General features: G+C 68.5%; 19 protein-coding genes. 7 read left to right on the top strand and 12 right to left on the bottom strand.

Going from position 1 to position 22,283, the window contains the following annotated elements:
* Window positions 1-207 precede the first annotated feature (207 nt).
* The 3 genes from rpsA to coaE all read left to right on the top strand — a co-directional run bounded on the left by rpsA (window position 208) and on the right by coaE (window position 3,828).
* Window positions 208-1,704, top strand: coding sequence for a 30S ribosomal protein S1 (gene rpsA, locus VF106_RS46020; protein ID WP_330846406.1), 1,497 nt, complete (start codon window positions 208-210; stop codon window positions 1,702-1,704).
* A 323-nt stretch (window positions 1,705-2,027) separates the two neighbouring features.
* The gene (locus VF106_RS46015) at window positions 2,028-2,612 is read left to right on the top strand and encodes a hypothetical protein (protein WP_330846405.1); all 585 of its coding nucleotides are present in this window, start codon (window positions 2,028-2,030) and stop codon (window positions 2,610-2,612) included.
* 13 nt (window positions 2,613-2,625) lie between these two features.
* Entirely contained in the window at window positions 2,626-3,828 is a 1,203-nt protein-coding gene (coaE, locus tag VF106_RS46010) for a dephospho-CoA kinase (RefSeq protein WP_330846404.1), read from the top strand.
* On the opposite strand, the gene moaA is transcribed toward coaE, so the two are convergent.
* The 7 genes from moaA to VF106_RS45975 all read right to left on the bottom strand — a co-directional run bounded on the left by moaA (window position 3,825) and on the right by VF106_RS45975 (window position 9,726).
* Window positions 3,825-4,844, bottom strand: coding sequence for a GTP 3',8-cyclase MoaA (gene moaA, locus VF106_RS46005; protein ID WP_330846403.1), 1,020 nt, complete (start codon window positions 4,842-4,844; stop codon window positions 3,825-3,827). The genes coaE and moaA overlap by 4 nt on opposite strands.
* A 32-nt stretch (window positions 4,845-4,876) precedes the next feature.
* Window positions 4,877-5,506, bottom strand: coding sequence for a response regulator (locus tag VF106_RS46000; RefSeq protein ID WP_330846402.1), 630 nt, complete (start codon window positions 5,504-5,506; stop codon window positions 4,877-4,879).
* On the bottom strand, window positions 5,503-6,783 hold the full coding sequence (locus VF106_RS45995; RefSeq protein WP_330846401.1) for a sensor histidine kinase: 1,281 nt from the start codon (window positions 6,781-6,783) through the stop codon (window positions 5,503-5,505). The genes VF106_RS46000 and VF106_RS45995 overlap by 4 nt, the downstream gene beginning before the upstream one ends.
* A gap of 3 nt (window positions 6,784-6,786) precedes the next feature.
* Window positions 6,787-7,527, bottom strand: a complete 741-nt coding sequence (locus VF106_RS45990) for an ABC transporter permease (protein WP_330846400.1) — start codon at window positions 7,525-7,527, stop codon at window positions 6,787-6,789.
* Window positions 7,528-7,536: 9 nt separating this feature from the next.
* Complete coding sequence (locus VF106_RS45985) at window positions 7,537-8,445, bottom strand: ABC transporter ATP-binding protein (protein ID WP_330846399.1); 909 nt, start codon at window positions 8,443-8,445, stop codon at window positions 7,537-7,539.
* A 113-nt stretch (window positions 8,446-8,558) separates the two neighbouring features.
* Complete coding sequence (locus VF106_RS45980; RefSeq protein WP_330846398.1) at window positions 8,559-9,077, bottom strand: ribonuclease FAU-1 family protein; 519 nt, start codon at window positions 9,075-9,077, stop codon at window positions 8,559-8,561.
* A gap of 142 nt (window positions 9,078-9,219) precedes the next feature.
* Window positions 9,220-9,726, bottom strand: coding sequence for a ribonuclease FAU-1 family protein (locus VF106_RS45975; RefSeq protein WP_330846397.1), 507 nt, complete (start codon window positions 9,724-9,726; stop codon window positions 9,220-9,222).
* Between the two features lie 196 nt (window positions 9,727-9,922).
* Between VF106_RS45975 and uvrB the strand changes: the two genes are divergently transcribed.
* Window positions 9,923-12,088, top strand: coding sequence for an excinuclease ABC subunit UvrB (uvrB, locus tag VF106_RS45970; protein WP_414639225.1), 2,166 nt, complete (start codon window positions 9,923-9,925; stop codon window positions 12,086-12,088).
* Window positions 12,089-13,296: 1,208 nt separating this feature from the next.
* Here uvrB and VF106_RS45965 read toward each other — a convergent pair.
* Entirely contained in the window at window positions 13,297-13,572 is a 276-nt protein-coding gene (locus VF106_RS45965; RefSeq protein WP_330846394.1) for an SRPBCC domain-containing protein, read from the bottom strand.
* A gap of 246 nt (window positions 13,573-13,818) precedes the next feature.
* Here VF106_RS45965 and VF106_RS45960 point away from each other — a divergent pair, with 246 nt between their 5' ends.
* The gene (locus VF106_RS45960; RefSeq protein ID WP_330846393.1) at window positions 13,819-14,775 is read left to right on the top strand and encodes a helix-turn-helix transcriptional regulator; all 957 of its coding nucleotides are present in this window, start codon (window positions 13,819-13,821) and stop codon (window positions 14,773-14,775) included.
* On the opposite strand, the gene VF106_RS45955 is transcribed toward VF106_RS45960, so the two are convergent.
* The 4 genes from VF106_RS45955 to VF106_RS45940 all read right to left on the bottom strand — a co-directional run bounded on the left by VF106_RS45955 (window position 14,776) and on the right by VF106_RS45940 (window position 19,364).
* The gene (locus tag VF106_RS45955; protein WP_330846392.1) at window positions 14,776-15,999 is read right to left on the bottom strand and encodes an MFS transporter; all 1,224 of its coding nucleotides are present in this window, start codon (window positions 15,997-15,999) and stop codon (window positions 14,776-14,778) included. It abuts the gene before it with no gap.
* 10 nt (window positions 16,000-16,009) lie between these two features.
* On the bottom strand, window positions 16,010-16,609 hold the full coding sequence (locus VF106_RS45950) for an acyl-CoA-like ligand-binding transcription factor (protein WP_330846391.1): 600 nt from the start codon (window positions 16,607-16,609) through the stop codon (window positions 16,010-16,012).
* A gap of 206 nt (window positions 16,610-16,815) precedes the next feature.
* A complete protein-coding gene (locus VF106_RS45945) occupies window positions 16,816-18,525 on the bottom strand; it encodes an AMP-binding protein (RefSeq protein ID WP_330846390.1) in 1,710 nt (569 codons plus the stop codon).
* Window positions 18,526-18,539: 14 nt separating this feature from the next.
* The gene (locus VF106_RS45940) at window positions 18,540-19,364 is read right to left on the bottom strand and encodes a crotonase/enoyl-CoA hydratase family protein (protein ID WP_330846389.1); all 825 of its coding nucleotides are present in this window, start codon (window positions 19,362-19,364) and stop codon (window positions 18,540-18,542) included.
* Window positions 19,365-19,560: 196 nt separating this feature from the next.
* On the opposite strand from VF106_RS45940, the gene VF106_RS45935 reads away from it, so the two are divergent.
* A complete protein-coding gene (locus VF106_RS45935; RefSeq protein ID WP_330846388.1) occupies window positions 19,561-19,737 on the top strand; it encodes a hypothetical protein in 177 nt (58 codons plus the stop codon).
* Between the two features lie 429 nt (window positions 19,738-20,166).
* Complete coding sequence (locus VF106_RS45930; RefSeq protein ID WP_330846427.1) at window positions 20,167-21,810, top strand: MFS transporter; 1,644 nt, start codon at window positions 20,167-20,169, stop codon at window positions 21,808-21,810.
* Window positions 21,811-22,283: the final 473 nt, after the last annotated feature.

Below are 22,283 nucleotides of genomic sequence, written 5' to 3'. Positions count from 1 at the left end.
CGGCCGCGTAGGATACCTTCCGCGCAGTGGTCTCGTGCTGCCGTCTGTTCATGGTCTCGGGAATCAGATGCGGTCGCGCGGCGTTGCACGGTGTTGGCCCTCGTTCCTCGGGGGCTCGCCTCGGGGAACTATGCCGCTGCCGCACGACAACTGCAAATCCCGACAACCGCCAACTCTCAACCAATCCGTACCGGAGCCTCCTAGCTAATGTCCACCGACACCACCATCGTCCCGGCCGACACCACGGCGAAGCCGCAGATCGCCATCAACGACGTCGGGACGGGTGAGGACTTCCTCGCCGCCGTCGACAAGACCATCAAGTACTTCAACGATGGCGACATCGTCGAGGGCACCATCGTTAAGGTCGATCGGGACGAGGTCCTGCTCGACATCGGCTACAAGACCGAGGGGGTCATCCCCTCTCGTGAGTTGTCGATCAAGCATGACGTCGATCCGAACGAGGTCGTCAAGGTCGGTGACGAGGTCGAGGCCCTCGTCCTCCAGAAGGAGGACAAGGAAGGCCGGCTGATCCTGTCCAAGAAGCGCGCGCAGTACGAGCGCGCCTGGGGCACGATCGAGGCGCTCAAGGAGAGCGACGAGCCGGTCAAGGGCACGGTCATCGAGGTTGTCAAGGGCGGCCTGATCCTCGACATCGGTCTGCGCGGCTTCCTGCCCGCGTCCCTGGTCGAGATGCGCCGCGTGCGCGACCTCCAGCCGTACGTCGGCCGCGAGCTCGAGGCCAAGATCATCGAGCTGGACAAGAACCGCAACAACGTGGTTCTGTCCCGCCGTGCCTGGCTGGAGCAGACGCAGTCCGAGGTGCGCAGCGAGTTCCTCAACCAGCTGCAGCGCGGCCAGGTCCGCAAGGGTGTCGTCTCCTCGATCGTCAACTTCGGTGCGTTCGTGGACCTCGGCGGCGTCGACGGTCTGGTGCACGTCTCGGAGCTGTCCTGGAAGCACATCGACCACCCGTCCGAGGTCGTCGAGGTCGGCCAGGAGGTCACCGTCGAGGTGCTCGACGTCGACATGGAGCGCGAGCGCGTCTCCCTGTCGCTGAAGGCCACCCAGGAAGACCCGTGGCGCCAGTTCGCCCGCACCCACGCGATCGGCCAGATCGTGCCGGGCAAGGTCACCAAGCTCGTGCCGTTCGGTGCGTTCGTCCGCGTGGACGAGGGCATCGAGGGCCTGGTCCACATCTCCGAGCTGGCCGAGCGCCACGTGGAGATCCCGGAGCAGGTCGTGCAGGTCGGCAACGACGTCATGGTCAAGGTCATCGACATCGACCTGGAGCGTCGCCGGATCTCGCTGTCCCTGAAGCAGGCGAACGAGGGCTTCACCCCGGACACCGAGTTCGACCCGACCCAGTACGGCATGGCCGCCGAGTACGACAACGAGGGCAACTACATCTACCCAGAAGGCTTCGACCCCGACACCCAGGAGTGGCAGGAAGGGTTCGACAAGCAGCGGGAAGAGTGGGAGCGCCAGTACGCCGAGGCCCACACGCGCTACGAGCAGCACATGGCGCAGGTCAAGAAGGCCGCCGAGGCGGAGGCCGCTGCCGAGTCCGAGGGCGGCGCCGACGTGGAGGGCACCGAGCGCGAATACTCGTCCGCGGGCTCTTCCGACAAGCAGAAGAGCGGCGGCACGCTGGCTTCCGACGAGCAGCTGGCCGCGCTGCGGGAGAAGCTGTCGGGCGGCGTGTGATCTGTCGGGCGTCTGCCTTCCGGCCTCTGCGGGGCCGGAGGCGGGACGCCTGAGTTGGCAACGGGGTCGAGTCGTTCAGGCGGCTTGAACCCTCGTAGCTGAAGAGGCCTCGGGCTGGTCGTGTGGACGACCAGCCCGAGGCCTTTCGCGTGTCCAACGCCAGAGACCCGCGAGTTCAACACTCGTGACTCGCGAGTTCGACAAACTCATACCCCCGAAAGGCCCCGGCTCGGTGAACGCGGGACCGGGCCGGGGCCCCCGTCTGTGTAACGAGTCGTTCGGTGTGGCGATATGGTCGTGATTCTTTCGCTTACCGTAGAGCGATGCGGGTCGTCCTGGTCATCGTCGCGGTGCTCGTGCTCGGTGGGTGCACCCAGAGCGAGCCGCCCAAGGAAAGTCCCGCGGTGCCTGTGTTCAGTACCGCGCCGGCGAACGCCGGGGTCGAGCGGACCGTTCCCCAGAACTGTGACGCCGTTGCCAGCCTCGACGACCTCAGCCGCATCCTCGACACCTTCGTGACCGGGCCCGTGCAGCCGGTCGTCGGTGTGCCGCAGGACAACATCGGCCGTACCGCGCGGCTCGACTGCTACTACGGCGTGCCGGCCGGGCAGCCGAACTCCGCCGCGCCGATCTGGATCGGGCTCACCAGCTACGTCAACGACGAGTCCGCTCGCAAGCGGCTGACCGCCACCGTGGCCGACGAGCGGGCCGCGAGCGGCACCGTCAACGTCAGTGACGTCGCCGTCGGGGCGGACCGTGGGGTGCTGATCAGGAACGCCAACTGGATGCTCGTCGTCGGGCGGGGGAAGACCACCGTGGTCGTCCAGGTCGCGCCCGCGCTCGTGCGGGAGGACCACGCGGGTGCGTTGCTCGGCCAGGTGGCCGACTTCGCGCTCACGAGCCGATGACAGAATTGCCGCCATGCTTCGGGTTGGCCTCACAGGCGGGATCGGATCCGGCAAGTCCACGGTGGCGAGGCGCCTCGCCGAGCACGGTGCCGTCCTCATCGACGCCGACAAGATCGCGCGTGAGGTGGTCGAGCCCGGCACAGAAGGTCTCGAGGAGGTACGGGCCGCTTTCGGCGACGAGGTGATCAGCGACGGCGCGCTCGACCGGGCGAAGCTCGCCGCGAAGGTGTTCACCGACGAGGCGGCCCGCGCCACGCTCAACGGCATCGTGCACCCGCGGATCCGCACCAGGACCGTCGAGCTGATGGCCGCCGCCCCCGACGACGCGATCGTCGTCCACGACGTGCCACTGCTCGTGGAAGCCCACCTCGGTTCCGCCTACCACCTGGTTCTGGTGGTCGACACGCCGGAAGAGGACCGTGTCCACCGCGTGGTGCGCGACCGCGGCATGCCGGAAACGGACGTGCGCGCCCGCATCAAGGCCCAGGCCAGCGAGGCGGCACGCCGCGCGGCCGCCGACGTCTGGCTCGACAACAGCGGCAGCCGCGACGAGGTCGCCGCCGTCGTCGACGCGCTGTGGGCAGACCGCCTCGTCCGCTTCGAAGCCAACATCCGCCTACACCGCCGCGCCGAGTACGGCTCGCCACGCCTCGTCGACCCAGACCCCACATGGCCGGCGCAGGCGGCACGGCTGACGGCCAGGCTCGCCGGTGCTGCCGGTGACCTCGCGCGGCGCGTCGACCACATCGGGTCCACCTCGGTGCCCGGCCTAGGAGCCAAGGACGTCATCGACCTGCAGGTCACCGTCGGCTCGTTCGAGGACGCCGACCGGATGGCCGACGCGCTCGCCGGCGCCGGTTTCCCCAAGCACCCGACGATCGACCGCGACAACCCGAAGCCGTACGCGCCGGACCCCGAACAGTGGCGGAAGCGCTACCACGGCAACGCCGACCCGGGCCGCCCCGCCAACGTCCACATCCGCGTGGAGGGCACGCCCGGCTGGCGGCTGGCGCTGCTGTTCCCCGACTGGCTGCGGGCCAACCCGACCGACCGCGACGAATACCTCGCGCTCAAGCGAAAGCTGGCCGACCGGTTCCGGGACGACGACGACACCGCCAACTACGCCGACGCCAAGGAAACGTGGTTCGACGACGCCGCGATCCGTGCGGAGGACTGGGCCAAGCGCACCGGGTGGCAGGCCTCGCAGACCCACTAGCCGCCCCTGGTGTGCATCTCCAGGTGCGGATCGCGCTTCAACGCGGTCAGCGGCACGAACGGCATCCGGTCGCGCTCAGCGAGTCGGTCGACCGCGCCTCGGTCCGTCCGCGCCCGCCACGCACCCGAGATCAGCTCCGCCAGTTCGGCCTTCGTGGCGCCCTCACGCAGCGGGTCGCGCAGGTTCACGCCCTCCATCGCGTACAGGCACAGGTACCACAGGCCGTCCGCGGTCAGCCGGCTGCGGTCACAGGTGGCGCAGAACGGCCTCGTCGTCGACGACACGATCCCGAACGTCGTCCCGTCCGGCAGCGCGAACCGGTCGGCCGGCGCGCCGTCGGGGTTGGGCAGGGGCGTGACCGGCCCGTAGTGGGCGGAGATCCGCGTAAGCATCTCCGCGCGCGACAGCACCAGGTCCGGTGACCACGCGGTCGCGCCGCCGACGTCCATGTACTCGATGAACCGCACCTCGGCGGGCACGGTTCGGCCGAACTCGATGAGGTCGATCAGCTCGTCGTCGTTCACGCCGTTCAGCGCCACGGTGTCGATCTTGGTGTCGGTGAACCCGGCCGGCGCTACCGACGCGATGCCCTTGAGCACCGACGGGTGCGTGGCCCGCTGAGACAGCGTCTTCGACCGGTCGGCGCGCAGTGTGTCCAGGCTGACGGTGATCCGGTTCAGCCCCGCCTTCTTCAACGCCTCCACGTGCCCGGCGAGCAACACTCCGTTGGTGGTCATCGCCAGGTCCTTCAACGGCTTCGCCGAGAGCATCGACACCAGCTCCGGCAGGTCACGGCGTAACAGCGGCTCACCGCCGGTCAACCGCACCTTGTTCACGCCCAGCTCCATGAACACGTCCACCAGCGTCGAGATCTCCTCGAACGTCAGCAGGTCGCGCCGGGGCAGCCACACGTACTCGGCTTCTGGCATGCAGTACCGACACCGCAGGTTGCACCTGTCGGTGACGGAGATCCGCAGGTTCCGCAGCGGTCGCCGGTAGAAGTCGAGCACGCTCACCTCATCAACGTATACAAAATCTGATCATCCTGTCACCCACGTGGCGTCAGGTAACCACGTGAGAACGCGGTGGCCACAGCGGCCGCGCGGTCGTTGACGCCCAGTTTCGCGTACACGTGGAGCAGGTGCGTCTTCACCGTTGCCTCGCTGATGAACAACGCCTTCGCCGCCTCACGGTTCGTCGAGCCGCGCGCGATCAGCTCCAGTACTTCCAGCTCACGCTGCGACAGCGGTTCGGACACCGGTTGGCGCATCTGCCCCATGAGCCGGGTCGCGACCGCGGGGGAGAGGACCGCCTGCCCCTGTGCCGCCGCCTCCACCGCGCGGAACAGCTCCTCGCGTGGCGAGTCCTTCAGCAGGTAGCCGGTGGCGCCGGCCTCGATCGCGGGCAGCACGTCGCTGTCCGTGTCGTAGGTGGTCAGGACGAGTACCCGGGACGGCACGCCCCGCTTCGCCAGCTCCTTGATGGCGGTGACGCCGTCGGTCCTCGGCATCCGCAGGTCCATGAGGATAACGTCGGGCCGCAGCTTCTCCCCGGCGGCGATGGCCTCCGCGCCGTCCCCGGCCTCGCCGAGCACCTCGAACCGCGGGTCGGCGGTGAACATGCCCCGCAGCCCGTCACGCACCACGGGGTGGTCGTCGACGATCAGCAGCGTGATCAATCCACACCCCCGGCGGGAATCGCCGGCACGGTCGCCGAGATCGCCGTGCCCCCACCCGGCTCCGACTCGATGTCGAGCCGTCCCGAGAGCCGCTGCACCCGCTGGCGCATGCCGGCGAGCCCGAACCCGCCGTTCGTGGAACCGTTGGCACGCTTGACGTTAGGGTCGAACCCGACCCCGTCGTCGCGCACGTCGAGCGTCACCAGATCCTCCATGTAGGACAGTGTCAGGCCGACCCGGCTCGCCTTCGCGTGCTTCGCCACGTTCGCGAGCGCCTCCTGCGCGGTCCGCAGTAGCGCCACTTCGACGTTCGCGTGCATGGGCCGCGCGTCACCGGTCGTGGTCAACACCGCGTCGATGTGGTTGACCTCCGCCCAACGCCTGGTCACCTCGCTGATCGCCTCCGGAAGCCGGGCCTCGGCGAGCACCGTCGGCTCGACCGCGTGGACGGTCCTACGGGCCTCGGTGAGGCTCTCCCTGGCCAGGGTCATGGCGTTCGTGACGTGCCGGTGCCACTTCTCCGGTTCGTCGTCGGTCTGCTCGGCGGCCTGGAGTTGGGTGAGGATGCCGGCCAGGCCCTGAGCCAGGGTGTCGTGGATCTCCCCGGCCATCCGCTGCCGCTCGTCCATCACCCCGGCCTCGCGGGCCTGGACCAGGAGTTGGGCGTGCAGGCCCGCGTTCTCCTCCAGCGCCGCCTCCAACTTGGCGTTGGCCGACTCCAGTTCGACGAGCGCCTGTTTCTGCTTCTGGTTGCGCTGCTCGGTCATGTCGCCGAAGTACGTGAACACCCCGCTCAACAACATGTTGAAAAACACCAGGAGGAGGTAGACCCACCACGTCTCCGCGTTGATGTTGACCGGCCCGCCGATCCACGACGCCGCCGTCACGAACGTGAAGGCCAGGACACCGACGAACCGCCAGTGGCCCCGCAGGACGAGGAACGCCTGGATGTAGCCGTTGAAGGCGAAGAAGCCGTACCACGGGGAGAGCGTCACCAGCAGGGCGGCGAACACCCACAGCCCGGCGTAGTACACGCCCATCTTCCAGCCGCCCGGCTGCCACTCCGGGTGGAGCGTGGTGAACCACAGCACCCAGAGCGCGGCCGCGATGGTCAGCCCCACCACGCCGGGGACGTTGACCGGGATGATCCAGAATATCTGCAGCAGCGTGATGAGGAGGCTGATCCCGAGCAGGGCGTACGGCAGGTTCTGGTTGACCGTGTTCTCTTTGCGCTCCCAGCGGTCGAACTCCGCCCGTAGCTGCGCCTCGACACCCACGACTCACTCCCAGCGGAAGTACCGCGCGGCCAGCCCGCCGGCAACGATCGTCCACCCCAGCATGACGGCCAGGTGCAGCAGCTGCGGCCAGTGCCCCGCGGCGGCGTCGCCCAATGATTGCACGCCCGCGCCCAGCGGGGAGAAGTCGCTGATCCGCCGCATGACCTCGGGCATCGTCTCCCGAGGGCCCCACATGCCGGCGGTGAACAGGAACGGGAAGAACAGGAACGTCCCGATCGCACCGGCGCCCTTGCCACTCGGCGCGAGCGAGGCCACGAGCAGCCCGATCGCGAACATCGCCAGCGAGCACAACAGGAACGCCATCAGGAAGGCGGGCAGCTGCCGCGGCAGGCTCACGTCGAACGCGGCCCGCGCGATGGCCATGATCACGAGCAGCACGACCACGGACAGGGCAAGGCACATCAGCAGCTGGGCGCCGAGCATCACCACCGGCTTCACCGGCGTGACCCGCATGCGCCGCAGGATGCCCTTCTCCCGGTAGGTGGCGAACTGCTGGGGCAGTCCGCTGAGCGCGAACATGGTGATGGCCATCGCGATGATGACCGGGGTGTAGAGGTCGATCACCCGAAGGCCGCCGAGATCCGGGGAGTTCTCCCGGAACGACGGGATCAGGCCAAGGATGACGAACAGGAGCGGTGGCATCACGAGCGTGAAGAACACGCCGACCGGTTCGCGGAAGAACAGCTTGGTCTCGGAGGCGGTGAGCCGGTACAGGGCGGACATGGTTACTCCTCAGGCGTCGATGGGGCGGCCGGTGAGCGCGACGAACGCGTCGTCCAGGGACGTCTGCTCGACCCGCAGGTCGCCCGCGACGACCTGGTTGCGGGCGAGCTCGCCGGCCACGGCCAGCAGCAGGTTGCCGGTGCCGGTGACGACGAGCTGGCTGCCGGCCCGCTCGACGCTCGTGACCTCGGGAAGCGCCGACAGCAGCGCGTGGTCGATGGGGGCGGACGGCCGGAACCGGATCCGCTGCCGGTCGTCGACCTGTTTGACCAGACCGGCCGGGGTGTCGAGCGCGACGAGCTTGCCGGCGTCGATCACGGCGAGCCGGTCGCAGAGCCGCTCGGCCTCCTCCATGAAGTGCGTGACCAGCACGATCGTGACGCCGCGGTCACGGATGCGCTCGATCAGGTCCCACGTGTCGCGGCGCGCCTGCGGGTCGAGGCCGGTGGTGAGCTCGTCCAGCACCGCGACCTTCGGGTCGCCGATGAGCGCCAGCGCGATCGACACCCGCTGCTTCTGCCCGCCGGAGAGCCGGCGGAACTGCGTGTTGAGCTTTTCCTCGAGGCGCAGGACCTCGACCAGCTCCCGCCAGTCGGCAGGGGTGCGGTAGAAGGAGCTGTACAGCTCCATGGCCTCGCCGACCTTGAGCTTCTCGGGCAGCTCGCTCTCCTGGAGCTGCGCGCCGAGCAGCTGGCGCAGCTCGGTGGTGTCCTGTCGCGGATCGATGCCACACACGTGGATGCTGCCGCCGTCCGGCGAGCGCAACCCCTCGACGCACTCGACGGTCGTGGTCTTACCGGCCCCGTTGGGCCCCAGAATGCCGAAGATCTCGCCCTGCTCGACAGCGAAGCTCACCCCGTTGACGGCGGTGAAGTCGCCATACCGCTTGACGAGGCCGTCCACCTCGATGATTGCCATGCCTCAAGCGTGTCCGGCGACAGGGGTGTGCCGAATCGACCGCGCGGCCAGGGGTTCGGTTGATCGCGGTGGGCGCGGAGATCAACCGATCGGTGGATGGCCGCATCACCCCGTCAGTACGGCGGCCACACGTCGAAGATGTGCTTGTACGCCAGCCACGAGGACAGGTCGTGCCGGAACTGGCTGAGTTCCTCGAGTGTCTTGTGGACCGTGCACAGCGCGAGGTCGGCGTCACCGACGAGGATGACGCGGCCAGCGACCGCCGCGGCGAACTCCTCCGACTGCACGATCCTGGCGCGCATGCCGGTCGGTGTCTCGAGGCCGAGCAACAGATCCGTGGTGCGCCAGTACCGGCCGTCGCTGGTCGCGCGAACGGAGGTGAGCACGCTCGGGCCTGCCTTGGCGTGGCGGGAGCGGGGCCGCTGGTGGGTGAGCCGGAGGTTCAGCGTCGGCAGGAGCCAGGTCACCTCGGACTCGTGGAACGGGTCCTCCGGGGTGGGGCACTCGGTGCGCAGACCCCAGCGTTCCACCTGGCAGGTGCGCAGGTGTCGGGTCATGCCGGACGAGTACGTGCGCGATGCCGTGAAGGTGTCGACGACGTCGACTAGCTGGGGGGTGATCGCCGTGCCCACGCGTCGAAGCGTAGTCGCCAGCATGCAATCGGTGATCCCCGGGTTTGATTCGTTATGTCACGTCTCGTGCGCAGAGAGGTACCGAATTGATGAACCTATAACTCTGTCGGGCGGTAACTGTTGACCTGGTGTGCCGTGCTCGCTAATTGCGTTCGACCCAGGTCAGCGGGATGCCGAGCCAGGCTTCGACGTCGTAACCAGCTGCCGCGATCCCGTCGACGGCCGCGAAGGTTCGCTCGAACGCGCGTTGCACAGTCACCCGATCGAGGAGCCCAGCGGTATGGGCCTCGAGTAGCTCGTCCGTGTCCAGCACCCGAAGGTCCGCGTGATCCCGCACGAGAATGTCCAGGTAGAGGTCGATCGTCCGCCACACCGACCCCGGCTCGATGTCGACGATGTCGATGTAGACGTCGTGGTTGAGCTCGATGCCGGGATGCGCCATCCAGCGACCCACTCGCAGGCCGTGTGCGGGGAGCAGCCAGGAGCGGAAGTAGGCGATGTGGGGGTGGCCGTCCACCGGTCGTCCCATGTAGAGGCCGAACTCCGTGGCCCGGTACGTCTCGACCGCTCGGACGATCCCCTTCGGATCGGTGTTGGTCATGGCTTCGACGTCGAAGAGTTCGATCTTGGGCGGGTGCAGGTCCGTCACGGATCCCAGCCTGGCACACGCGACTGGCCGGCAACTTCGGCCGAATGGGTCCGTTGTGGACTGATCGTTCGCTGGCATCCCGGCCGTGTTCAGCCGTGGTCGGCGCTGCCCGGCCCCTGGCGGGAGCCGCGACGGCTGGGACTGCGACTGCTGACCCTCGTTGACCTGGACTGACCTGCGCGAACCAAAATTGTCGGTGCCCCGGCGTAGCCTTTCTGTCGTGGCAATCGTGACTGCTAGCTCCGAGTTCCGGCCCATCGGTGACATCCCCCGCACCGAGGGTGAGTTCCGCATGGTCAGCGACTACGCGCCGGCTGGTGACCAGCCCGCCGCGATCGACGAGCTCGAACGTCGCATCAGGGCGGGCGAGAAGGACGTCGTGCTGCTGGGCGCCACCGGCACGGGCAAGTCCGCGACCACTGCCTGGCTGATCGAGCGCGTGCAGCGGCCGACGCTGCTGATCGCGCCGAACAAGACGCTGGCCGCGCAGCTGGCCAACGAGTTACGCGAGTTCTTCCCGCACAACGCGGTCGAGTACTTCGTCAGCTACTACGACTACTACCAGCCGGAGGCGTACGTACCGCAGACCGACACCTACATCGAGAAGGACTCGTCGATCAACGAGGACGTCGAGCGGTTACGGCACTCGGCCACGTGGAGCCTGCTGTCCCGGCGTGACGTCATCGTGGTCGCGTCCGTGTCGTGCATCTACGGTCTGGGCAGCCCGCAGGAGTACCTCGACCGCACGATCGCGCTGACGGTCGGCGAGGAGATCGAGCGCGACACCTTGCTGCGTGCGCTGGTCGACGTCCAGTACACCCGCAACGACGTGTCGTTCAGCCGCGGCACGTTCCGGGTGCGTGGCGACACGCTGGAGATCATCCCGGCGTACGAGGAGCTGGCCGTGCGGGTCGAGTTCTTCGGCGACGAGGTGGAGGCGCTGTACTACCTGCACCCGCTGACGGGCGAGATCGTCAAGCAGGTGGAGACGATCCGCATCTCGCCGGCCACGCACTACGTGGCGGGACCGGAACGCATGGAACGCGCGATCAAGAGCATCGAGGAGGAGCTGGAACAGCAGCTCGCGAAGCTGGAGAAGCAGGGCAAGCTGCTGGAGGCGCAGCGCCTTCGGATGCGCACGAGCTACGACATCGAGATGATGCGCCAGGTCGGCTTCTGCTCCGGCATCGAGAACTACTCGCGGCACATCGACTACCGCGGCCCCGGCACGGCCCCGGCGACCCTGATCGACTACTTCCCGGAGGACTTCCTCCTGGTCATCGACGAGTCGCACGTGACGGTGCCGCAGGTGGGCGGCATGTACGAGGGCGACATGTCGCGCAAGCGCACCCTGGTGGAACACGGCTTCCGCCTGCCGTCGGCGATGGACAACCGCCCACTGACGTGGGAGGAGTTCCAGGACCGCATCGGCCAGACGGTGTACCTGTCCGCGACCCCGGGCCCGTACGAGATGGGGCAGACCGGCGGCGAGTTCGTGGAGCAGGTGATCCGTCCCACGGGCCTGATCGATCCCGAGGTGATCGTCAAACCGACCGAGGGCCAGATCGACGACCTGGTACACGAGATCCGCCTCCGAGCCGAACGCGACGAGCGCGTCCTGGTCACCACGCTCACCAAGAAGATGGCCGAGGACCTGACGGACTACCTGCTGGAGCTGGGCATCCGGGTCCGGTACCTGCACTCCGAGGTCGACACCCTCCGCCGGGTCGAGCTGCTCCGGCAGCTGCGCCTCGGCGAGTTCGACGTGCTGGTGGGCATCAACCTGCTGCGCGAGGGTCTGGACCTGCCGGAGGTGTCGCTGGTGGCGATCCTGGACGCCGACAAGGAAGGCTTCCTGCGTTCGGGCACCAGCCTGGTGCAGACCATCGGTCGCGCGGCCCGAAACGTCTCGGGCGAGGTCCACATGTACGCCGACCGCGTCACCGACTCGATGCAGCACGCGATCGACGAGACAAACCGCAGGCGCGCCAAGCAGATCGCGTACAACACCGAGCGCGGCATCGACCCACAGCCACTACGCAAGAAGATCGCCGACATCCTCGACCGCGTCTACACGGAGGCGGAAGACGGGGAAACGGTGCCGATCGGCGGTTCTGGCCGCAACGCGTCCCGAGGCCGCCGCGCGGCAGGCGAACCGGGCGGCCGCTCGTCGGGCGTGTACGTCAAGGAGAACGTGGGCTCGATGGCGCGGTCCGAACTCGCGGACCTCGTACAGCAACTGACCGACCAGATGATGAACGCGGCGCGGGACCTGCAGTTCGAACTGGCGGCCCGCCTGCGCGACGAGATAGCGGACCTGAAGAAGGAGCTGCGTGGTATGGACGCTGCCGGCATCAAGTAGTCGGTCGTCGGGTGCGTGCCCGGGGGCTTGATCCCCGGGGGCCGGGGAAGTAAGGGGACAGGGCTGGGTTGGCCATGTCAGGTGGCCGTTGTGAGCGTTTGGCTCGCCGGCAGTCAGGCTGGCCGCCTGGCCCCGCGTACCTGGCGGAACCTTTCCGAGGCTGGCTGTTTCCCGACGAAGGGGTTCCGAGGCTGCCGACTGCGGGTCCGCGCCCGGTTGGTCGAGCACCACTGGACATGCACCAGCCCGGATCGGAACCTTCTCGGGGCTTGATCCCGGGTGCCGGGGAAGTAGGGGGACGGGGCTGGGTTGGCCGTGTCAGGTGGTCGTTGTGAGTGTTTGGCTTACCGGCAGTCAGGCTGGCCGCCCGGCCCCGCGTACCCGGCGGATCCCTTCGGAGGCTGGCTGTTTCCCGACGAAAGGGGTTTCGAGGCCGTCGACTGCGGGTCCGCGAACGGTTGGTCGGTTGAGCACCACTGGACACGCACCAGACCGCATCGGAACCTTCTCGGGGCTTGATCCCGGTGGCCGGGGAAGTGAGGAGACGGGGCTGGGTTGGTCGTGCCAGGTGGTCGTTGTGAGCGGTTTGGCTCATTGGCACCCAGGCTGGCCGCCTGGCCCCGCGCACCGGGCGGAACCCTTCCGAGGCTGACTGTTTCCCCACGAACTGGTGCCGATGCCGCCGACTGCGGGTCCGCACACGGTTGGTCGAGCACCACTGGACATGCACCAGACCGCATCGGAACCTTCCCGGGGCTTGATCCCGGGGGCCGGGAAGTAAGGGGACAGGGCTGGGGGGTTGGCCGTGCCAGGTGGCCGTTGTGAGCGTTGGCCCACCGGCACCTCAGGCTTCCGCCCGGCCCTGGCACCCGGCGGAACCCTTCCCTGGCTGACTGTTTCCCCACGAAAGGGTTCCGAGGCCGCCGACCGCGGGACCGCACACGGTTGGTCGGTCGAGCACTACTGGTGCCACCCGCCAGGCAGGAAGCCACACCCGGACACCCACCAGACCGGATCGGACCCTTTTCGGGGGCGTCTGCGCCGCGAGCATGCCTGCTTGAGCGTGGCTCCCGGCTCGCGAGCGGGCTGTCGGCCATCCTGCTCATCGGCTTTCTCGTCGCCGCTGCGCCGCCGTGGGCCTTCGTGGCCCGGGAGCGCGGTGAGCCCCTGCTCGGGCAGCTCCCGCTCCTGGCGGCTGTCAACGCGGTTCAGGTCTTGGCCAGGGCTTCCACAAGTGCCGTGACCACGCCCTGCCAGTGCTGGCGCTGTTGTTCTCGTTCGTTGGCGTCGGCGAGTCGTTCCTGGTGGACCCCCAGCCTCGTTCGTCCCTCGCCTGCTGGGGTCACGGTCAGCTGGAGTGTTGTGTCGTGGGTCCAGCCGCGTGGTTGCCAGGTCAGGCGCACGCGGTCGCGTTCGCGGAAGCTGCGGGTCTCGCCCCGAACTCCGGACGTGGTTTCGTAGCCCGCGCCTGGTTCCGACAGCACGGCGACCCAGCCAGATCGCCATCCCCGCCGGTGAGGTGAGGAAGCTCCACACGTCTCCCACCGGAACGTCGATCGTCTTGGACACGCCGATCTGCCAGCCGGCGTCGCGGGTGAGGCCGACCTGCGACCGACGCCACCCGGCGGTCACGAGGTCACCTCGATGAGTGCGGCGGGGCGAGGGACTTCTGGACGAATCATGCGATCCAGTATCGTCCTCAACCAGGACAACTACTGTCAGGGTTTTCCGTGAGCACCACGAATCGCCGTCTCGAGACGCTCTCCTTGCTGCAGGCACGCCCGGGTATCTCCGCGACCCAGCTTGCCGAGCGGCTCGGGGTCACCGAACGCACCGCGCGTCGTGACGTGGCCCAACTCCGTGAGCTCGGCTACCGCATCGACGCCGAGGCCGGCCGGACGGGCGGTTACCGTCTCGCGTCCGGCCATGCGATGCCGCCGCTGCTGCTGGACGCGGACGAGGTCGCCGCCGTCGCCCTCGGGTTGCGTACCGCGGTCGCCGTCGACGGGCTCGACGCCGCCGCCACCACCGCGCTCGCCAAGCTCACCCAGGTCGTCCCGTCGCGTTGGCGCACCCGGCTCAGCGCGTTGGCCGACGTCGAGGCACGGTCCGAACAACCCGGACGCCACGCCGACCGCGACGTGCTCATCCCGCTCGCGCTCGCCTGCCGTGCGAACGAGGCCGTCCGCATCCGGCACCGCCGGCACGACGCCGTGGCGGCGCGGCCCGTCGACGTGCAGCCGCACCGGTTGGTCGCCCTGCGTCGCCGCTGGTACCTCGTCGCATGTCCGCGCGGTGCGGACCGGTGGGCCGTCTACGCCCTCGACCGCATTGATCATGTCCAGCCGCTCGGCACTCGTTTCCCGGCGCCCCAGCCACTGACGGACGCCGCCGCGTACGTCACCGACGCGCTCGCGCACGGGCCGTGGCGGCACCGCATCCGCGTGCTGGTCCACACCTCGGCCGACCTGGTCCGCGACATGGTCGACCCGAGCGTGGCCACCGTGATCGACACCGGCGACGAGTGCGAACTCCACTTAGGCACCGACGACCTCGACTGGGCGGCGCGGTGGCTCGCCTACCTCAACCTCGACCTCGACGTGATCGAACCGGTCGAACTCACCGACCACCTACACGGCCTGGGACGCTGGCTGCTCGACCGCTACCCCACGAGTGCCGACGGGTAGCTACGCCTGGTCAGCCGGTGTCGGTTCAGGACTCCGGGAAACTCTGCGTAGTTCCCGGACCTGGCGGCTGGTCAGTGCCGCGGCCGTGACCACCACGATCAGCACGGCGGAGCCGACGAGCGTCGCCGCCGGTCCGGCGACCGCGGCGACCGGGCCGACCGCGAGCTGCCCCACCGGCACCGCGACGTACGAGCCGATCATGTCGTAGCTGTACACCCTGGCCAGCTTGTCGCTGGGCACGTTCTCCTGCAGCGACAGGTCCCAGGCGATGGTGAACTGCTCCAACGCGATGCCGCACAGGAACATCGCCGGCAACAGCACCACCAGGTGCGGCGACAGGCCGAGCGCGAGCAGCGGCGCCGCCTCCATCGTCACCAGCACGACCCCGAACAGCAGCGCCCGCCGCGGCAGCCACCGGGCGGCAACGAGTCCGCCGACCACCGCGCCCGCGGTTTGGCTCGCGAGTGCCACACCCCAGGCCGCGCGCCCAAACGTCTCGTCCGCGATCACCGGCCCCAGCACCTGCTCGCCACCGACGAACGCCGCGTTCACGACCATGAACTGCAGCACCACGACCCACACCCAGCGCCGTGAGAAGAACTCCGACCAGCCCTCGCGCAACTCGGTGAGCATGTGGCTGCGGGCCCGCTCCGTCCGCGTGCCGCCGACCCGCACGTAGCAGGTCGCCTCGACCGCGAACGCCGCCGCGATCACGACCATCGCCCAGCCAGGCCCGGCGGTGGCGGCGAGCAGGCCGCCGAGTGGCGCGCCGACGATCGCGGCCGAGTTCGTGCCGATCCGCAGGATCGCGTTGGCCTGCTGGAGGTTCTCGGCGGGCACGGTCTCCGGCGTGATCGAGTACGAGGCGGGCAGCGCGATCGCCGCGACCGCGCCGTTGACCAGTCCGATCCCGGCGAGCAGCGGCACGGAGGCGAACCCGGCCAGCACGGACACGGCCATCAGCGCGGACGTCGCCGCCGCGAGTGCGCTCGAACCCTGTAACAGCAGGGCCCTCGGCCACCGGTCCGCGAGCACGCCACCGACCAGCAGCAACGCGATGTTCGCGATCGACCGTGCGCCGACCACGATGCCGAGATCGGTGACCGATCCACCCAGGTCGAGCACCGCGAAGGACAGCGCGATCGGCGCGATGGCGTTGCCGAGGAACCCGGTCGTGCGGGCGATGGCCAGCCAGCGAAAGCGCGCGTGCGAGAAGACCCCCATGCGGGTCTTCTTACCGCAAGAGGCCGTCGTCCAGTTGCGTGAGAGCGTTTTCGATGGACGACAGGATGTCGGTGTCCTCCGACCTCACCCACTCCAGCGAGGTGGTCAACAGCACGCCGAAGATCGCGCCGACCGTCGCCTGCACGGCCGGGTCGTCCGTCGGGCGGCCGAGCCGTTCCGCGCTGAGTCTCGTCATCGTGGCCATCGTGTCCCGGATGCTGTGCAACGTGGCGCCCCACAGCTCCGGCACGGACAGCAGCAGCCGGCCGCGGTCGAGCTGCGTCGTGAGGTCGTCTTCGGTCATCTGGGCCATCCCGTCCCACATCGCGGCACGCCATGCCTGGATGAGGTTGAGCTCGGGCGGCTGCGCGACGAACGCGGCGAAGATGATCGGGTCGTAGTCGTCGTTCACGACCAGGTCTTCCTTGGTGGGGAAGTAGCGGAACACCGTGCTCGGCGACACCTCGGCCGCCTCCGCGACCTGCTCGACCGTGGTCGCCGCGAACCCACGCTCGCGGAACAGGCGAATCGCATGCCCCTGAATGGCGAGCTTGGTCCTCGCCTTCTTCCGCTCCCGCAGTCCACCCTTGCTACCGGCCGCCGACGTCATGCCCAGATTCTGAGGGTTCCAACCCCGAACGGCGACAGCCCACCCCCGTTCGCACCCGAAAACGCGCGAGTCTCGCTTCTGGCCCCCGCGAGTTGCGCGTTCAGCACCCCCGAGTTGCGTTTTCGTGTACGCCCCGTGTTCCCGAAAACGCAACTCGCCGGGGCCGAACGCGCGACTCGCAGGGGCCGAACGCGCGACTCGCGAACTCAGGGGCGTAGGTCTGGGAAGTCTTCTTCGCGGTATTCGCTGGTCACCGGTGCCGTCGGGTCGGCGTGGAGTTCGGTTTCGCGGTTGCGGAGTTCGACGCGGCGGATCTTGCCGGAGATCGTCTTCGGCAGCTCGGCGAACTCCAGGCGGCGGATTCGCTTGTAGGGAGCGAGGTTCTCGCGGGCGAAGGCCAGGATCGAGCGGGCCGTCTCGGCGGTGGGGGAGTGGCCCGCCGCGAGCACCACGTACGCCTTGGGCACCGCGAGCCGGATCGGGTCCGGGGACGGGACGACGGCCGCCTCGGCCACCGCGTCGTGTTCGATCAGCACGCTCTCCAGCTCGAACGGGGAGATGCGGTAGTCGGACGCCTTGAACACGTCGTCCGCACGGCCGACGTAGGTGATGTAGCCGTCGGCGTCACGGCTGCCCACGTCGCCGGTGTGGTAGAAGCCGTCCCGCATGACCTCGGCGGTGCGTTCCTCGTCGTCCGCGTAGCCGGTCATCAGGCCCACGGGGCGGCGCGACAGGTCGATGCAGATCTCGCCCTCGCCGTTCGGCACGCCCGACGCGTCGACCAGCGCGATGCCGAACCCCGGCAGCGGTCGGCCCATCGAGCCGGGCTTCACGGGCTGGCCCGGGGTGTTCGCCACCTGCACCGAGGTCTCGGTCTGCCCGAAACCGTCCCGAATCGTCACGCCCCACGCCTTGCTGACCTGCTCGATCACCTCAGGGTTCAGCGGCTCGCCAGCGCCGACGACCTTGCTCGGCGGGGTCTTCAGCGCGCTCAGGTCGGCCTGGATCAGCATCCGCCACACCGTCGGCGGCGCGCAGAACGACGTGACCCCGCACCGGTCCATCACGCCCATCAGCGTGGCCGGGTCGAAGCGCGTGTAGTTGAAGAGGAACACCGTGGCCTCGGCGTTCCACGGCGCGAACACGTTGCTCCACGCGTGTTTCGCCCAGCCCGGCGAGGAGATGTTCAGGTGCACGTCGCCAGGTTCGAGGCCGATCCAGTACATCGTGGACAGATGGCCGACCGGGTAGGACACGTGCGTGTGCCGCACGAGCTTCGGCCGTGCGGTCGTGCCGGAGGTGAAGTACAGCAGCAGGCCGTCGTCGGCGTGTGTCACCTCGTCCGGGGTGAACGCGACCGGCGCGCTCTCGGCGTCGGCGAAGTCCAGCCAGCCGTCGACCGGCTCCCCGACAGCAATACGACTGTATGAACCAGGCACGTCCGCGAACTTCGCCGTGTCAGCGGACCGCACCACGACGTGCGCGGCGCGGCCCCGGTCGACGCGGTCCCGCAGGTCGGTCGTACCGAGCAGGGTGGACGCCGGGATCAGCACGACGCCCAGCTTCATCGCCGCGAGGATCGTCAACCACAGCTCGCCCTGGTTGCCCAGCATCAGGATCAGCCGGTCGCCGCGCTGGACTCCCGCCGCACGCAACCAGTTCGCGACCTGGTTGGACCTGCGGGACACGTCAGCGAAGGTCCACTTCAGCTCGCTGCCGTCCTCCTCGACGATCCACAGCGCGAGCCGGCTCGCCGTCGGCTCGGTCGCGGCGACGACGTCGAACCAGTCGAGCGCCCAGTTGAACTCGGACAGGACGGGCCACTCGAACTCAGCGCTCGCGCGGTGGTAGTCCGTTCGATGCTCCAGGAGAAAGTCCCGTGCCGCGCGGAACTTCTCGGCGGCCGCACTGCTCACCTGTCTCGTCCCTCCTACTTGCCGTTGAACCGGGGTGCCCGCCGCTCGACGAAGGCCTGCACGGCCTCGCCAAGATCCTCACTGGGCAGGAACGCGGCGTTCCACGCGCCGACGTACCGCAAACTGTCGGCGACGTCCCGCTCGCGCCGGTGCCCGAGCACGTCCTTGACGCCCTGCACGACCAGCGGCGGGTTGGCCGCGATGTCGGCGGCGAGCGCGCGGGCGGCGGCCAGCAGCGACTCCTGGTCCGGGTACACGTCGTTGACCAGGTGGATCTTCTCGGCGCGGGCGGCGTCGATGTCCTTGCCGGTGTACGCGAGCTCGCGAAGGTGGCCCTCGCCGATGATGCCGGCGAGGCGCTGGAGGCTGCCGAGGTCGGCGACGATCGCGACCTTGACCTCGCGGACGCTGAACTTGGCGTCGGCGCTGGCCAGACGGATGTCCGTGGCCGCGATCACGTCCACCCCGCCGCCGATGCACCACCCGCTGACCGCGGCGATCACGGGCTTGCGGCACGCGGCGACCGAGGTGACGGAGTCCTGGAGCTCGCGGAGCCGGGTGAGGAACTCCGTGCGTGGCTTGGCGAGCGCGGGGCCGCCGAGTATCCCGGCCCATTCGCCGGACATGGCGGGCAGGTCGAGGCCGTAGGAGAAGTTGGCGCCGCTGCCGGTGAGGATGATCGCGCGGACGTCGTCGTCCTGGTCGAGCCGGCCGAAGACGATGGGCAGCTCCCGCCAGAAGTCGGGGCCCATCGCGTTGCCCTTGCCGGGACCGAGCAGCGTGACCTCGGCGACACCGTCCGCGATGTCGATCTTCAACGAGACGAGGCTGTCGGTCACGACAGCTCCTCGCGGTCGCCGAGTGACCACTGTGTTCGGTGATTTGCTGCGCAAGGTTCGCTCATGGCAGCCATACTCGCAGTATTTGCCAGGAGGGCCCAGAGTTCCCCCAATCGTGTCGGCCGAGGTTTGGCAGTCTGAGCCGGTCCGGCCGTTACGGTCCGGACCGGGCGGATCTTCACGTTAAGGAGGGCGGATGGCACGGGAGAACGTGATGTCGACGCCGATCTTCGACCAGCTGCTGCGCGAGATGGCACAACGGGCGGAATCACCCGCTGGCGCCCCGTCATCCGCGCCGTCCCCGGAGCCCGAGCCACCGAAGGAACCGGAACAGCCGCGCCCAACCCCACGCCGCCGCCACCGAGCAGACTGACCCCGCCCCGCTCCCGCGCCGGCCTCCGGCCTCCGGCCTCCGGCCCCCCGAATCCCAGCGTACCGGCCACCACCGACAAAACCGGCACGTCGCCGAGTCACCTGTGGACAACCTCGCGTGTCCAACACTCTGGACCCGCGTGTCCGACAGTGCGGACCGGTGAGTTCAACAAACGTGCTGTGTGCTCGCCCGAGGTCACCGCAGCGCCCCCGTTCTTCGGTGCGCCATGTCCACCGTGTCCACCCGGGTCCGAATCTGATGCGTTGGACGCGCGAGGTGGATCACACGGTCTTTAGCGATGCGAACTAGTTGAGTTAGCCTTGCTAAAGAACCTGTGCGAAGGGGGCTTTCACCGTGTCGCGTGTGCGGTCACTCGCCGAACTCGGTCCGCACTACAAGTGGATCGCGCTGTCGAACACGACGCTCGGGATGCTGATCGCCACGATCAACTCCTCGATCGTGCTGATCGCTCTGCCGGACGTCTTCAACGGAATCGGGATCAACCCACTGGATCCGGCCAACACCAGCTACCTCCTGTGGATGATCATGGGCTTCCTGGTCGTCACCGCCGTGCTGGTCGTGACCTTCGGGCGGCTCGGCGACATGTACGGCCGCGCCCGCATGTACAACCTGGGCTTTCTGATCTTCACGGTCTCGTCGGTCCTGCTCGCGGTCACATGGATGTCCGGCGACGCGGCCGCGCTGTGGCTCATCGGCTGGCGGGTCGTCCAGGGTGTCGGCGGCGCGTTCCTCATGGCCAACTCGAGCGCGATCCTGACCGACGCGTTCCCCACGAACCAGCGCGGTCTCGCGCTCGGCATCAACGGCGTCGCCGCCGTCGCCGGGTCCTTCCTCGGGCTGGTCGTGGGCGGTGTGCTCGCGCCGATCAACTGGCACTTGGTCTTCCTGGTGTCCATCCCGTTCGGGGTGATCGGCACGATCTGGGCGTTCCTTAAGCTGCGCGACACCTCCGAGCGCCAGAAGGCAGACATGGACTGGGGCGGCAACATCACGTTCGCCGTCGGCCTGATCGCCGTGATGGTCGCGATCACCTACGGGCTTCAGCCATACGGCGGTCACTCGATGGGGTGGACCAACCCGTGGGTGCTGGGCGCGTTGATCGGCGGGTTCGCCGTGTTGGCGCTGTTCGTCTGGATCGAGCGGCGTGTCGCCAACCCGCTGTTCAACCTGTCGCTGTTCCGGATCCGCGTGTACAGCCTCGGCAACATCGCGAACCTGATGGCCTCCCTCGGCCGCGGCGGGCTGCAGTTCATCCTGATCATCTGGCTGCAGGGCATCTGGCTGCCGCAGCACGGCTACTCCTACGAGCAGACGCCGCTGTGGGCGGGGATCTACATGCTGCCGATGACGGTCGGGTTCCTGATCGCCGCGCCGCTGGCCGGGATGCTGTCCGACCGCCGCGGGGCCGCGTTCTTCACGACCGGCGGCATGGTCCTGACGGCGCTGACGTTCTTCCTGCTCACCGAGTTGCCGGTGGATTTCCCATACCCGCTGTTCGCGCTGATCCTGGTGATCAACGGGATCGGCATGGGCATGTTCACCTCCCCGAACCGGGCCGAGGTGATGTCGGCGCTGCCGGGCAACGCACGCGGCGCGGGCGCCGGGATGACCGCGACGTTCCAGAACTCGGCGATGGTCCTGTCGATCGGGATCTTCTTCAGCCTGATCATCGCGGGTCTGTCGACGACCCTGCCGACCGCCATGAGCACCGGGCTGACCGCACACGGCGTACCGGCGGACGCGGCCAACCAGTTGGCCCAACTGCCGGCGGTGGCGGTGTTGTTCGCCGCGTTCCTGGGCTACAACCCGATCGAGCACCTGCTGGGCGGCTCGCTGGGCTCGCTCCCACCGGAGCAGGCGGAGTTCCTGACCGGGCACAGCTTCTTCCCGAGCCTGGTGACCCAACCGTTCGCGGACGGCCTACATGTGGCGTTCTGGTTCGCGATCATCGCCAGCCTGGTGGCCGCGGCGGCGTCGTGGTTCGGCCGCCCACGCAGCGGCAAGGCAGGCGCGATAGAACCAACACTCAACCCAGCAGCAGCGACGCCGTAAGCCTTCCGGGGCGTGGCCTCCGGCCCCCGGTTCGAGCCTCTCATGGAGCACCGACATTCCGGGCGCGCGTTACGGCGGTTGTCCACAACATCTCGCGTGTCCAACACTCCAGACCCGCGTGTCCAACGTGTGGGACCGGTGGGTTGAACAAAGTCAGTCGGGTGCTTGAACTGTTGAACTCGGCGGTCGGCATTGTTGGACACGCGGGTCCTGAGTGTTGGACACGCGGATGCCGGGCGTTGGACACGCGGGGTTGTCCACAGGCAGTGGGTGCGCGGTGCCCGAAACTGTCGGTGCACGTTGGTAGCGTGGAAATCGGGGGACCCCCGGGTGCACGAATGGTCCATTCGCTCCGGTTGGGTGGGTGAATCGGTTGCCGTTTGCCGGTTGATCGGCCGTGGGTGTCGGTGCTCACCGGTAGTGTGGAAATCGGGGGACCCCCTGGCGCACGAATGGACCATTCGCTCGGGTTC

Source organism: Actinophytocola sp. (genome assembly GCF_036378875.1).
Classification (GTDB): Bacteria; Actinomycetota; Actinomycetes; order Mycobacteriales; family Pseudonocardiaceae; genus Actinophytocola.
The sequence above is the reverse complement of the archived record's forward strand: the minus strand, read 5'-3'. Positions and strand labels throughout refer to the sequence as shown.

Coding starts and splice junctions, on each gene's coding strand:
- coaE (WP_330846404.1), top strand. CDS start 2,626: ATGCTTCGGGTTGGCCTCACAGGCGGGATCGGATCCGGCAAGTCCACG.
- VF106_RS45955 (WP_330846392.1), bottom strand. CDS start 15,999: ATGGGGGTCTTCTCGCACGCGCGCTTTCGCTGGCTGGCCATCGCCCGC.
- VF106_RS46015 (WP_330846405.1), top strand. CDS start 2,028: ATGCGGGTCGTCCTGGTCATCGTCGCGGTGCTCGTGCTCGGTGGGTGC.
- VF106_RS45985 (WP_330846399.1), bottom strand. CDS start 8,445: ATGGCAATCATCGAGGTGGACGGCCTCGTCAAGCGGTATGGCGACTTC.
- VF106_RS45990 (WP_330846400.1), bottom strand. CDS start 7,527: ATGTCCGCCCTGTACCGGCTCACCGCCTCCGAGACCAAGCTGTTCTTC.
- VF106_RS45950 (WP_330846391.1), bottom strand. CDS start 16,609: ATGACGTCGGCGGCCGGTAGCAAGGGTGGACTGCGGGAGCGGAAGAAG.
- rpsA (WP_330846406.1), top strand. CDS start 208: ATGTCCACCGACACCACCATCGTCCCGGCCGACACCACGGCGAAGCCG.
- VF106_RS45935 (WP_330846388.1), top strand. CDS start 19,561: ATGGCACGGGAGAACGTGATGTCGACGCCGATCTTCGACCAGCTGCTG.
- VF106_RS45930 (WP_330846427.1), top strand. CDS start 20,167: ATGCTGATCGCCACGATCAACTCCTCGATCGTGCTGATCGCTCTGCCG.